General features: G+C 68.7%; 15 protein-coding genes. 8 read left to right on the top strand and 7 right to left on the bottom strand.

Annotated features, from left to right (window positions below; genetic code table 11):
* On the top strand, positions 1-511 hold a 511-nt coding region (locus tag ACWCP8_RS15580), incomplete at its 5' end, for a hypothetical protein (RefSeq protein WP_451116354.1).
* A gap of 114 nt (positions 512-625) precedes the next feature.
* On the opposite strand, the gene ACWCP8_RS15575 is transcribed toward ACWCP8_RS15580, so the two are convergent.
* On the bottom strand, positions 626-1,267 hold the full coding sequence (locus ACWCP8_RS15575) for a DNA-3-methyladenine glycosylase (RefSeq protein WP_352264717.1): 642 nt from the start codon (positions 1,265-1,267) through the stop codon (positions 626-628).
* Between the two features lie 73 nt (positions 1,268-1,340).
* Here ACWCP8_RS15575 and ACWCP8_RS15570 point away from each other — a divergent pair, with 73 nt between their 5' ends.
* From ACWCP8_RS15570 to ACWCP8_RS15560, 3 genes are all read left to right on the top strand, one after another.
* Positions 1,341-2,123 (top strand): sporulation protein, encoded by a 783-nt coding sequence (locus ACWCP8_RS15570; protein ID WP_352264716.1) that lies wholly within the window; start codon positions 1,341-1,343, stop codon positions 2,121-2,123.
* A gap of 43 nt (positions 2,124-2,166) precedes the next feature.
* Positions 2,167-2,697, top strand: a complete 531-nt coding sequence (locus ACWCP8_RS15565) for a YbhB/YbcL family Raf kinase inhibitor-like protein (RefSeq protein WP_352264715.1) — start codon at positions 2,167-2,169, stop codon at positions 2,695-2,697.
* A gap of 157 nt (positions 2,698-2,854) precedes the next feature.
* Positions 2,855-3,361 carry an HNH endonuclease gene (locus ACWCP8_RS15560; protein ID WP_352264713.1) on the top strand — a complete coding sequence of 169 codons (507 nt, stop codon included), beginning with the start codon at positions 2,855-2,857 and terminating at the stop codon, positions 3,359-3,361.
* A 171-nt stretch (positions 3,362-3,532) separates the two neighbouring features.
* Here ACWCP8_RS15560 and ACWCP8_RS15555 read toward each other — a convergent pair whose 3' ends face one another.
* The 3 genes from ACWCP8_RS15555 to ACWCP8_RS15545 form a co-directional block, all read right to left on the bottom strand.
* A complete protein-coding gene (locus ACWCP8_RS15555) occupies positions 3,533-4,462 on the bottom strand; it encodes an SPFH domain-containing protein (protein ID WP_352264712.1) in 930 nt (309 codons plus the stop codon).
* A 126-nt stretch (positions 4,463-4,588) separates the two neighbouring features.
* A complete protein-coding gene (locus ACWCP8_RS15550) occupies positions 4,589-5,017 on the bottom strand; it encodes an NfeD family protein (RefSeq protein WP_030974434.1) in 429 nt (142 codons plus the stop codon).
* 54 nt (positions 5,018-5,071) lie between these two features.
* A complete protein-coding gene (locus ACWCP8_RS15545; protein ID WP_352264710.1) occupies positions 5,072-5,869 on the bottom strand; it encodes an ABC transporter ATP-binding protein in 798 nt (265 codons plus the stop codon).
* A 123-nt stretch (positions 5,870-5,992) separates the two neighbouring features.
* Between ACWCP8_RS15545 and ACWCP8_RS15540 the strand changes: the two genes are divergently transcribed.
* Positions 5,993-6,775 (top strand): hypothetical protein, encoded by a 783-nt coding sequence (locus tag ACWCP8_RS15540; RefSeq protein WP_352264709.1) that lies wholly within the window; start codon positions 5,993-5,995, stop codon positions 6,773-6,775.
* 152 nt (positions 6,776-6,927) lie between these two features.
* On the opposite strand, the gene ACWCP8_RS15535 is transcribed toward ACWCP8_RS15540, so the two are convergent.
* The 3 genes from ACWCP8_RS15535 to ACWCP8_RS15525 all read right to left on the bottom strand — a co-directional run bounded on the left by ACWCP8_RS15535 (position 6,928) and on the right by ACWCP8_RS15525 (position 9,106).
* Positions 6,928-7,176: a chaplin family protein gene (locus ACWCP8_RS15535; RefSeq protein ID WP_030974440.1), complete on the bottom strand. Its 249-nt coding sequence runs from the start codon at positions 7,174-7,176 to the stop codon at positions 6,928-6,930.
* 147 nt (positions 7,177-7,323) lie between these two features.
* Positions 7,324-7,968, bottom strand: coding sequence for a response regulator transcription factor (locus ACWCP8_RS15530; RefSeq protein WP_355999721.1), 645 nt, complete (start codon positions 7,966-7,968; stop codon positions 7,324-7,326).
* Positions 7,961-9,106, bottom strand: coding sequence for a GAF domain-containing sensor histidine kinase (locus ACWCP8_RS15525; RefSeq protein ID WP_451116352.1), 1,146 nt, complete (start codon positions 9,104-9,106; stop codon positions 7,961-7,963). The genes ACWCP8_RS15530 and ACWCP8_RS15525 overlap by 8 nt, the downstream gene beginning before the upstream one ends.
* A 192-nt stretch (positions 9,107-9,298) precedes the next feature.
* Between ACWCP8_RS15525 and ACWCP8_RS15520 the strand changes: the two genes are divergently transcribed.
* The 3 genes from ACWCP8_RS15520 to ACWCP8_RS15510 all read left to right on the top strand — a co-directional run bounded on the left by ACWCP8_RS15520 (position 9,299) and on the right by ACWCP8_RS15510 (position 12,178).
* Positions 9,299-10,042 (top strand): SDR family NAD(P)-dependent oxidoreductase, encoded by a 744-nt coding sequence (locus ACWCP8_RS15520; protein WP_451116350.1) that lies wholly within the window; start codon positions 9,299-9,301, stop codon positions 10,040-10,042.
* A complete protein-coding gene (locus tag ACWCP8_RS15515) occupies positions 10,039-11,142 on the top strand; it encodes an S-adenosylmethionine:tRNA ribosyltransferase-isomerase (protein ID WP_451116348.1) in 1,104 nt (367 codons plus the stop codon). The genes ACWCP8_RS15520 and ACWCP8_RS15515 overlap by 4 nt, the downstream gene beginning before the upstream one ends.
* Positions 11,143-11,428: 286 nt before the next feature.
* Positions 11,429-12,178, top strand: coding sequence for a transglycosylase SLT domain-containing protein (locus tag ACWCP8_RS15510; protein WP_355999732.1), 750 nt, complete (start codon positions 11,429-11,431; stop codon positions 12,176-12,178).
* The last annotated feature ends 8 nt before the right edge of the window (positions 12,179-12,186 follow it).

Raw genomic sequence — 12,186 nt, 5'->3', positions numbered from 1 at the left:
CCGACCGTCCACAGCGTCCTCGCTGTGTAATTGCCTACCGGAACCACAAGGGCCCGGCAGGACTTTCAAAGGAACCACCAACCTGCCGAAGCAGGCCGGGGTATCAACATATCTGGCGTTGACTTTTGGCACGCTGTTGAGTTCTCAAGGAACGGACGCTTCCTTTGTACTCACCCTCTCGGGCTTTCCTCCGGGCTTTCCCTTCGGTTTTGCGTTTCCGACTCTATCAGACTCTTTCGTGTCCGATTCCCGGCCGAAGCGGGCCCCCTGCGAAGCAGGAGAATTTCTACTGCGCTTTCCAGGTTTTCGCTTTCGCGTTTCCCTTTCCGGCGGTTCCAACCTTACCAGACTCTTTTTCGTTACCGTTTCCGGTCCGAATTTGATTCCGGTGGCCGTTGGAGTGGCCTTTGCCTTTCGGCGTGTTCACTACTTTAGTCGATTTCCTTGGCGGCTCATAATCGAGTCGATGGGTTCGAATTTCGGCATGCCGAAAACGCACCCGCCAGGGTGAGTCGAAGGTAGTGGTTGGTCGCTTCCGAGTGCTCAGGCTTGGTCCGATGGACCGTGCCGACAGCAGTACCCGTTCAAGCGGCTCGGACTACGTTAGGCGGCCCGCGGGGGCGCGTCAAGTTGCGCGGCGGCGTGGCGCATGGGGCCGATAGGGGCTCACGGTGGGGTCGCCGTCGATCCAGAAGCGCCAGGGATGCAAGGCACCGTCGCCGCCCACGCCGGTGCGAGGCCCGTTGCGTACCTGGTCGCAGGGTGGCGGGGTGCCGTTCAGCACGGACAACGAAGCACCCGGGTGGGCGATGGCATCGGTGCCGTTCAGGGCTTTGTCGACGTCCAGGGCAGTGGCCAGGCGGGCTGGACCTTTGGCCAGTTCTCTGTCATTACGGGCCGAGAATCGACGTTTGCGGCTGAGCTCGGCGCCCACGCGGATCTCGCCGGCCCGGAGCAGTACACCACTCGCCATGCCCTCGGGGCCGCACACCAGGTTGAGGCAGTGCCACATGCCGTAGGTGAAGTAGACGTACACGTGGCCGGGCGGTCCGTACATCACGCTGTTGCGGTGGGTGCGGCCGCGGAAGGCATGGGAGCCGGGGTCGATCTCGCCCGCGTACGCCTCCACCTCGGTGAGGCGGAGTTCGATGGGGCCGTCGGCCGTGTCCCGTACCAGCGTCCGGCCCAGCAGGTCGGGTGCCACGTCCAGTACGGGGCGGTCGAAGAAATCGCGTGTCAGCGGCGTACGGTCCAAGCCCTCGATCATGGCGATCGAGATTACCGGGAACCGACTACGGTCGTGGCGCGTATGTACGGGTCAGGACCAAGGAGGAGTAAACATGGGCTTCAAGCGGCTGCTCGCGAGCATGGGTGCCGGCGGTGCTTCGGTGGAGACGGAGCTGACCGAGCTCAACGTCGTACCGGGCGGAGTCGTCCAGGGCGAGGTGCGGATCCAGGGCGGTTCCGTGGCGCAGCAGATCGAGGGACTGTCGGTCGGCCTGCAGGCGCGCGTCGAGGTCGAGGGCAACGATCAGGAGATGAAGCAGGACATCGAGTTCGCCAAGCTGCGGCTCGGTGGTGCGTTCGAGGTGCAGGCCGGTGCGGTGCACGTCGTGCCGTTCGGGCTCGAGATTCCGTGGGAGACGCCGGTCACGATGTTCGCCGGTCAGCACCTGCACGGCATGAACATCGGTGTGACGACCGAGCTGGAGATCGCGCGGGCGCTGGACTCGGGCGACCTCGACCCGATCAATGTGCACCCGCTGCCGGCGCAGCAGGCGATCCTGGACGCGTTCGGGCAGCTGGGCTTCGGCTTCCGCAGCGCGGACATGGAGCGCGGTCACGTTCGCGGGACGCGTCAGCGGCTGCCGTTCTACCAGGAGATCGAGTTCTTCCCGCCGCAGCAGTACCGGGGGCTGAATCAGGTCGAGCTGACGTTCGTCGCGGACGACCGCGAGATGGATGTCGTCCTGGAGATGGACAAGAAGCCGGGGCTCTTCAGTGAGGGCAGCGACTCGTACCGGGCGTTCAAGGTCGACCTGCACGACTTCCAGGGGACCGACTGGGCGGCGTACCTCAACCAGTGGCTCGCCCAGGTCGGCGGTCAGCGCAACTGGCTCTAGGGTCGGTGGCGAGTTACCGGAGCCGATCAGGAGAGGTGTTGACGTGACCGAGCCGAAGAGGCCGCCGCTTCCGCATGACTTCCATCCCGAGGTGCCGTCGTTCACGGTGGTGAGCGAGGATCTCGCCCCTGAGGCCGTGCTGGCCGATGCCCAGGTGTTCGCGGCCGGGAACACCTCGCCGCAGCTGCGGTGGGAAGGGTTCCCGGCGGAGACCAAGAGTTTCGCCGTGACCTGCTTCGATCCAGATGCTCCGACGGGCAGCGGGTTCTGGCACTGGGTTGTCTTCGACATCCCGGCGTCGGTCACGGAGCTGCCGGCCGGTGCGGGCAGCGGAAAGTTCGACGGGCTGCCCGAGGGCGCTGTTCAGGTCCGTAACGACTACGGGTCGAAGGAGTTCGGCGGTGCTGCGCCGCCGCCCGGGGAGAACCACCGCTACGTCTTCACCGTGTACGCGGTGGACACCGAGAAGCTGGGGGCCGACAGCGATGTGTCGCCGGCGGTCGTCGGCTTCAATCTGCGGTTCCACACGCTGGGACGTGCCCAGCTGATCGGCGAGTACCCCGGTCCCGCCTAGTTACTCGGTGAGCTGAGAGTTCCCCTGCTGTTTGCCCTGCCCTGGTCTTGGAGAGATCAGGGCAGGGCATTTTTTATTGCGTTGTCCATCACGGCCTGCCCAGCCAGAGTTGATCCGGGCCTGCCGGGGAGCGGGCGGCACACGGGAGGTGGGCGAAATGCGGGACACACTGGTTCTCAACGCGAGCTTCGAGCCGCTGTCGACGGTGACGCTGAACCGTGCAGTGGTGCTGATCCTGCAGGACAAGGCTGTCGTCGAGCAGTCGCACCCCGATCTCCGTATGCGTGGCGCCGTCGTGGACATTCCGGTGCCCCGCGTGATCAGGCTCTGCCGGTATGTACGGGTGCCGTTCCGAAGACAGGCGCCGTGGTCCAGAAGAGGTGTGCTGATACGGGACCAGCACCGGTGCGCGTACTGCGGGCGGCGGGCGACAACCGTCGACCATGTGGTGCCGCGGGCCCAGGGCGGTCAGGACACCTGGCTCAATACGGTGGCGTCCTGCGCCGAGGACAACCACCGCAAGGCGGCCCGGACGCCGGAGCAGGCGGGGATGCCGTTGCTGCGGGAGCCGTTCGTCCCGTCGCCTGCGGAGGCGATGCTGCTGGCGATGGGGGCCGGTGAGCGATCGGCGCTGCCGGAGTGGCTGGACCGGACTGCGGCGTAGGAGACGTACGTACAACGTCGTACCGAAAGCCCGTCTTCGTACGTAAGAAGGCGGGCTTCCGTGTGTCTGCGGATCAGCTTCGCTGATGCAGGGTTGCAGGATGGTCGTCCGACATCCCCCGGCATGATCGGTGAACGGCGCACTGATCAGGCCTGGGGGAGTGTGTACGCGTCAGTCGACCGGGGGTTCCTCGCGGCGCTCCTTGCCGGTGTTGAAGCCCGGGACACCGTTGCCGAGGTTGCCGAAGGCGCCGCTGAGGCCCTTGAGGGCGTCGCCGATCTCGCTGGGCACGATCCAGAGCTTGTTGGCGTCGCCCTCGGCGATCTTCGGGAGCATCTGGAGGTACTGGTACGAGAGGAGCTTCTGGTCCGGGTCGCCGGCGTGGATCGACTCGAAGACCGTACGGATGGCCTGAGCCTCGCCCTCGGCGCGCAGGGCCGAGGCCTTGGCCTCACCTTCGGCGCGCAGGATCGCGGACTGCTTCTCGCCCTCCGCGGTGAGGATCGCGGACTGCCTCGTTCCTTCGGCCTGGAGGATCGCTGCGCGCTTGTCCCGGTCGGCGCGCATCTGCTTCTCCATCGAGTCCTGGATGGAGGTGGGCGGCTCGATCGCCTTGAGCTCGACACGGTTGACGCGGATGCCCCACTTGCCGGTGGCTTCGTCGAGGACTCCGCGGAGGGCGGCGTTGATCTCCTCGCGGGAGGTCAGGGTCCGCTCCAGGTCCATGCCGCCGATGATGTTGCGGAGGGTGGTGACGGTGAGCTGCTCGATCGCCTGGATGTAGCTGGCGACTTCGTACGTCGCGGCGCGCGCGTCCGTCACCTGGTAGTAGATGACGGTGTCGATGTTGACGACCAGGTTGTCCTGGGTGATCACCGGCTGGGGCGGGAACGGGACGACCTGTTCCCGGAGGTCGATCCGGTTGCGGATGGTGTCGATGAATGGAACGACGATGTTCAGGCCCGCGTTGAGCGTACGGGTGTAGCGGCCGAAGCGCTCCACGATGGCTGCGCTGGCCTGGGGGATGACCTGGATCGTCTTGATCAGGGCGATGAAGACGAGCACCACCAGAATGATCAGGACGATGATGATCGGTTGCATCGTGTTCCTCGTGCCCTTCGGTTGCCGACGGATCGCGATGATCGGGGTCGATCATCATGAGGTCCGGATCTCATGATGATCGACATCGAGTCTGGCAGACCGCGGTCCGCCGTGTGTGCGGTTCGGTCACATGACCACGGCCGTGGCCCCGTCGATGTCCACGACATCCACGTGCCGGCCGGGTTCGAAGCTCTGCTCCCCGTCGTATGCGCGGGCGGACCAGATCTCGCCGGCCAGCTTGATGCGGCCGCCGTTGCCGTCGACCCGTTCCAGGACGACGGCCTGACGGCCCTTCAGCGCGTCGATGCCGGTGGCGAGTCGGGGCCGGTCCGCGCGGTGTCTGGCGGCGATCGGGCGGACCACCGCGATGAGCGCGACGGATACCACGACGAAGACCAGGACCTGGGCCACGATGCCGCCGCCCAGCGCCGCGACGACTGCCGCGGCGACCGCTCCGACAGCGAACATCCCGAACTCGGGCATCGCGGTCAGCACGAGCGGAATGCCCAGCCCGACCGCGCCGATCAGCCACCACACCCACGCATCGATGTCCACGTGGTCATGGTAGGACCGCGGGTCCCTTCGCCGACAGGGCTGCGATCAGGACATTCAGGACAGCGGAAGGCCGTGCGCGGTGTATCGCTCGCTGGCGTGCTCGACGATGAGCGGCAGACCGAAGCAGAGGGAGAGATTCCGGGAGGTGAGCTCGGTCTCCATGGGACCCGCGGCGAGGACCTTGCCCTGACGGATCATGAGGACGTGGGTGAAGCCCGGTGCGATCTCCTCGACATGGTGGGTGACCATGACCATGGAGGGGGCGAACGGGTCACGGGCGAGCCGGCCGAGGCGGCGGACCAGGTCCTCGCGGCCACCGAGGTCGAGACCGGCGGCGGGTTCGTCGAGGAGGAGCAGCTCGGGGTCGGTCATCATGGCGCGGGCGATCAGCGTGCGCTTGCGCTCACCCTCGGAGAGGGTGCCGAACTTCCGCTCGAGGTACTCGGTCATGCCGAGCCGGTCGAGGAAGGCGCGGGCGCGGTCCTCGTCGACGGCGTCGTAGTTCTCGTGCCAGGTGGCGGTCATGCCGTATGCGGCGGTGAGCACCGTCTGCAGGACCGTCTGGCGCTTGGGAAGCTTCTCGGCCATGGCGACACCCGCGATACCGATGCGGGGGCGCAGGTCGAAGACGTCGGTGCCGACGCCGCCGAGCTGCTCGCCGAGGATCTTGGCGGTGCCCTTGGTGGGGAAGAGGTAGCTGGACGCGATGTTGAGGAGAGTGGTCTTGCCGGCGCCGTTCGGGCCGAGGATGACCCAGCGCTCCCCCTCCTTGACCGACCAGGAGACGTCGTCCACCAGAGCGCGTCCGTCGCGGACCACGGATACGTCCACCAGCTCCAGTACATCGCTCATGAGCGCGTTGTCTCCCCATACAGTCTCGAGATCGTCGCGTGCCTGCGGGCACAGCTCCCAGGCAAAACTTACGCCACCCCAGGAGTGCTCCGGCTCCTAGGTCCGGTTCCCTAGGCTGTTCCCATGCTTTCGGAACCACGCTCAGGGCTGCTGGCCGCATGGGGCAACGCGCTTCTGGCCGGACTTGTGTCGCCGGACGACGCGGCGCTCGCGATTGTCGGAGAGGACGCGGTGCACCGCGTCGAGGGATTGCCCGGTGAGGCGGGGCCGGTCGGGCTCACGCTCGCACTGGGGCGGCTGCGGGGGCTGGGGGCGACGGGCTTCCGGGTCGCACTGCCGGTACCGGGGCATCCGCTGGGGCTCAGCGGTCCGCCGGAATTCAACGCTCGGGCGTTGGAGGCGGAGGAGGCGGTGATCGCTTCCGGTGTGCCGTACGGGCTGGTGCCCGAGGTCCGGGAGGTGGGGCCGGCCGGGGATCTGCACGTCGAGGTGGTGTGGCGTTGTCTGCCGGTGCGGGAGGCGCCGCCGGCCGATGTGCCGTCGCTGAGCGAGGCGGAGCGGGAGCTCGCGGAGGCCTTGCGGGATGCGACGGTAGTGCTGTCGCGGCTGGACGTGGCCGGCTCGGGGCCGGTGGCGGAGGCAGCGGTGGATGCGTACCGGGCGCGGGCGGAGCGGGGGCGGGAGGTACTCGCTCCCGGGTATCCGCCACGGGCGGTACGCGTGCTGGAGCTGGCTCAGCGGGTGGGGCTGCTGATCTCGGTGGCGTACGAGAACGGGCACGGCGGGGCGGTGAGCGCGTCGGAGATCGCGGCGCGGGCGGATGCGTTGCGGCCGGTGGAGCGAGTGGCCCGGCGCGCTCAGGTGGCCGCGTACAACGCTTATGTGGAGAGCCGGGAGCGGGGGTAGCACTGGGGCCGTCCGGTGGCTGCTCCGTCCTCGACCGCCGGACGGGATCGACGGTTGAGGTTGATGGGCCGCCACTTGGGATGTGGTGCTGCATGGTTGATGCCGGACGGGTCCCTGGTCGGGTCCGTCCGGCATCAACTGGCTTGTGCTGGTCAGCCGTTCAGACCGAAGTTGCCGAAGGCCGGGTTGAGCAGGCCGATCACGTTGACCGTGTTGCCGACCACGTTCACCGGAACATGGACCGGGACCTGGATGACGTTGCCGCTGACCACGCCCGGGGAGTGGGTCGCTGCGCCGTGGGCGCCCGCGCCGTGGCCGGTGGCGGAGGCCGCGCCCGCGCCCGCGGCGATGATGCCACCGGCGATCACGGTGACGGCAGCGGCCTTCTTCAGGTTCTTCACTTCAGGATCCTCCTAGCGTCGCTGCGGCCAGCCGCCGCAGCACCCCATGGAGAACGCTCCCGGGCCGGACAGGATGCGCCGTATGGGTGACATACACCCGACAGTATGAATCTCAGCCTGGAGGGAACCGGTCCGCTTCAGTCCTGATCAGCCTGCCGCCCCATGTCGGACGGCCCAGAGGGCGGCCTGGGTGCGGTCCGACAGATCCAGCTTCATAAGAATGTTCGAGACATGCGTCTTCACGGTCTTCTCGGAGAGGACCAGCGCCCTGGCGATCTCACGGTTGGAACGGCCGTCGGCGATCAGGCCCAGTACTTCCCGCTCCCGTTCGGTGAGAGTGCTCCCCCGGCCCGTACCGCCACCGGCGTCCTCCTGGGCGAGCAGGGCTCCGGCGACCTCCGGCTGGAGCAGGACATGGCCCGCGTACACCGAGCGGATGGCGCCGGCCAGTGCGTCCGGGTCGACGTCCTTGTATACGTAACCGGAGGCGCCCGCGCGCAGGGCAGGGACCACCGTGCGCTGCTCGGTGAAGCTGGTGACGATCAGCACCTTGGCCGGGTTCTCCAGCTCCCGGAGCTTGCGGAGCGCTTCGATGCCGTCCGTGCCCGGCATCTTGATGTCCATCAGGACCACGTCGGGGCGCAGCTCCTCGCTCCTGGCCACGCCCTCCGCGCCGTCGGCCGCCTCGCCGACGACCTCTATGTCGTCCTGGATCTCCAGGAACGTACGCAGACCGCGGCGGACCACCTGGTGGTCGTCGACCAGCAGCACCCTGATGATCTTGTCAGCCACCGGGTACCTCCATCTCGATCGTGGTGCCCTTGCCGGGCGCCGATTCAACGGTGAGCCTTCCGCCGACACCGCTGGCGCGGTCCCGCATCGACACCAGACCCAGATGGCGGCCGGCCTGCCGGGTTGCCGAGGGTTCGAATCCGCTGCCGTCGTCGGTGATCCGCAGTACGGTGCCGGAGCCGCGCCGGGCCAGCGTGACGTCGACCTGTTCGGCGCCCGAGTGGCGCAGCGCATTGTGCAGGGCTTCCTGGGAGACCCTGAGCAGCGCCTCCTCCTGGGCGGCGGGCATGGCCCGTACGCCGAGGCTCTCGAAGGTGACCCGGGCGGTGTGGGCGCGGTCCAGGACCTGGATCTGGGTGCGGAGCGTCGCGACGAGGCCGTCCTCGTCGAGCGCGGCGGGGCGCAGTTCGACGACGGCGGCGCGCAGCTCGTCCGCCGCCTCGGCGGCCAGCGCGGCGACCTGCTGGAGCTCGCCCTTGGCGCGGGCCGGGTCGCGGTCGACCAGGGCGGCGGCGGCCTGGGCCGTCAGCCGCAGGGAGAACAGCTTCTGGCTGACCGCGTCGTGCAGCTCGTGGGCGAGCCGGGACCGTTCCTCGGCGATGGTGAGCTCACGGCTGCGCTCGTACAGCCTGGCGTTGGTGAGGGCGATCGCCGCGTGCTGGGCGAGGATCGACAGCAGCTCCTCGTCCTGTGCGGTGAAGCCGCAGCCGCCCTGTGGCTTGGGGCACCGCTTGTTGGCGAGAAAGAGCGCGCCGATGATTTCGTCGCCGTCCCTGATCGGCAGGCCGAGGAAATCGGACATGTCGGGGTGGGCATCGGGCCAACCCTCGAAGCGGGGGTCCTTGCGGACGTCGGCGAGGCGCTGGGGCTTCGCCTCGTGGAGCATCGCAGCGAGGATGCCGTGCTGCCGGGGCAGCGGGCCGATGGCCTTCCACTGCTCGTCGCTGACGCCGTCGACGACGAACTGGGCGAAACCGCCGTGGTCGTCGGGGACGCCCAGGGCCGCGTACTCGGCGTCCAGCAGGTCGCGGGCCGAGGCGACGATCGTCTTCAGGACGTCACGCATTTCGAGGTGCCGGCTCATGGCGAGCAGCGCGGCACTGACCGCTGCGAGGCCCGACGGTGGGCTGTGACTCATGGCCTCACCGTACCGGCGGGGTGGCCGCGCCGTATCGGCCTGTGGACGGCGGGTGCCCAGGGCTCTGGGCCTAGGTCGAAGTTCCTTGCGGGGGTGCGGCTCATGGCCGAGGCGCGGCGTGTGGGGGCGTTCCTACGGTGGCTGTGCCGAGGGTTCATCGGCCATTGCCGACGCAATAAGGGGACGGTTGTCATGCCTGTCGCGTTGATCACGGGCGCTTCGAAGGGGCTGGGCCGTGCGCTGGCCGAGGCGCTCGCGCAGCGGGGCTGGGATCTGGTGCTGGACGCCAGGACCGCCGAGGTGCTGGAGGGGACGGCGAAGGAGCTGGCGGGGTACGGGGCGCGGGTGGTCGCGGTGCCCGGGGATGTCACGGACGCCGGGCACCGCCGGGAGCTGATGGCCGCCGCCGGGGAGCTCGGCGGACTCGATCTGCTGGTGAGCAATGCGAGTGCGCTGGGCGCCGAGCCGCTCGTGCGGCTCGATGCGCTGCCGCTGGACGGGCTGCGGCAGGCGCTGGAGACCAATCTGGTGGCGGCGCTCGGTCTGGTGCAGGGGGCGCTGCCGCTGCTGCGGGCCTCGGCGGCGGGCGCGGTTGTGGTGGTGAGTTCGGATGCGGCGGCGGAGCCGTACGCGACCTGGGGCGGCTACGGGGCTTCGAAGGCGGCACTCGACCAGCTGGCCGCGGTGCTGGGGGTGGAGGAGCCGGGGCTGCGGGTGTGGGCGGTCGATCCGGGAGACATGCAGACCGGTCTCTATGCGGCGGCGGTACCGGACGACGACGACCCGCGACCGCTTCCGGAGAGTGCGGTGCCCACGTTCCTGCGGCTGCTGGAGCGGCGGCCGGCGAGCGGGCGGTATACGGCGCCGTGGCCGGCGGAGTCGGAGCCGGACGATTCCGAGCCGGCCGGGTCGGCGTTGTCGGGGGTGGGACTGTGACCGCACTGGATGCCTTGCAGGTGCCCGCGGAGCTCTCGGCACGGGTGCCGGCGGAGCAGCGGGGTGCGGGGCGTGATGACGTACGGCTGCTGGTGTCACGGGGGCAGGAGGTCTCGCACCATGCGTTCCGCGACCTGCCGGGGCAGCTGCGGGCCGGGGACGTACTCGTGGTCAATACGTCGCCGACGCTGCCCGCCGCGGTGAACGGCCGGGTGGGCGGTGAGCGCGTCGTCGTGCACTTCTCGACGCGGGGCGAGGACGGGCGGTGGGCGGTGGAGCTGCGCCGCCCGGACGGGACGGGAGCGACGGTGCCGCGCCGCGGTGGGCCGGCCGGGGCCGTCGCCCATCTGCCGGGCGGTTCACGGCTGGTGCTGGAGGAGCCGCTGAGTGGCGCGGGCGGGTACGGCACGGGGCCGCTGGGTGCGACGGTGGGGGCCAGGCTGTGGTGGGCGCGGGTGTCGGTGGAGGTGCCGGGGCTGCTGCGGCAGTACGGGCGGCCGATCCGTTACGGCTATACGGAGCGGGACCAGCCGCTGTCCGCCTATCAGACGGTCTTCGCCGTGGACTCCCCGGACGGGAGCGGATCGGCGGAGATGCCGAGCGCCGCTCGGCCGTTCACCACGCGGCTGGTGGCCGCGCTGGTGAGCCGCGGCGTGCAGTTCGCGCCGCTCACGCTGCATACGGGAGTGGCATCGGCGGAGGCGCACGAGCCGCCGTACCCGGAGCGCTTCGTCGTGCCGCGCGCGACGGCCTGGCTGGTCAATGCAGCGCGGGCAGGCGGTGGGACGGTCGTCGCGGTCGGTACGACGGCGGTACGGGCGCTGGAGTCGTCGGCGGGGGCGGACGGGGTGGTACGCGCGGCCGCCGGCTGGACGGATCTGGTGGTGACGCCGCAGCGCGGCGTGCGTGCGGTGGACGGGCTGCTGACCGGGTTGCACGAGCCGGCGGCCTCTCACCTGCTGATGCTGGAGGCGGTCGCGGGGCGGGCGGCGCTGCAGTGCGGATACGCGGAGGCGCTGCGCCATCGGTACCTCTGGCACGAGTTCGGGGACGTGCATCTGCTGCTCCCCGATCCGGAACGTAACACTCCGAATTACTGAAGCAACGGATGGCGAGGTTGTTACACGGCCGATGTGAGGCCGCGCATAGGACGCACATCACTTACGAAGCCCACTAGTGGATACATAAGTCCCACATCAGTGGGCATGAGAGCGGGCCGTCACGTACGAGCGGGTCCGTGATCCACTATCCGAGGTCGTACGTCACATGATTGCCACAGCATTTTGCGGCCGCTAAGAATTGCTCTCGTCCTCGACGGAGATGCGAACCCGTCGCATCCGTCTTCGTCCTCCGTGAGGACCCCGCAATTCGAAGAGGTACGACTGCATGTCCACGTTCAGCATCCACAGCCGTCTTCGTCGTCTGAGCAAGACCCAGAAGCTCTCTGCCGCGGGTGTCTCCGCTGCCTGCTGCGCCGCCCTCTCGCTCTCCCTCGTCCCGGCCCACGCCGAGACCCCTGCCGAGCCGCAGGCCTCCTCCGCCGCACCGGTGGTCATCGAGGGCCTTCCGCAGGCCAAGACCATCCAGGCCAGCATCATCGAGCAGCACTCCACCGCCGAGAAGCTGGTGAAGGCCGCTGACGCCGTCAAGGCGAAGCAGGCCGCCGTTGCCAAGGCGAAGGCGAAGGCCGCCGCGAAGGCCAAGGCTGCCGCCAAGGCCAAGGCGAGGGCGAAGGCCGCCGCGAAGGCCAAGGCCGATGTCGCGAAGCGGTCCTCCCAGGCCGCCAGCCGCTCCGTCGCCCGCACTCCGGTCTACGCCGACAACCTGAACGGCTGGATCACCGAGGCGCTGGACATCATGAAGGCGCACGGCATCCCGGGCTCGTATGACGGCCTGCACCGCAACATCATGCGGGAGTCCACCGGTAACCCGAACGCGGTCAACGGCTGGGACATCAACGCCCAGAACGGCACCCCGTCCTGTGGCCTGCTGCAGGTCATCCAGCCGACGTTCAACGCGTACCACGTCTCCGGTACCTCGTCGAACATCTACGACCCGGTCGCCAACATCACCGCCGCGGCCAACTACGCCGCCGACCGGTACGGCTCGATCGACAACGTCAACAGCGCGTACTGATCAACCCG

Source organism: Streptomyces sp. NPDC002206 (assembly GCF_053593595.1).
This window is presented reverse-complemented; position numbering and strand designations above follow the sequence as displayed.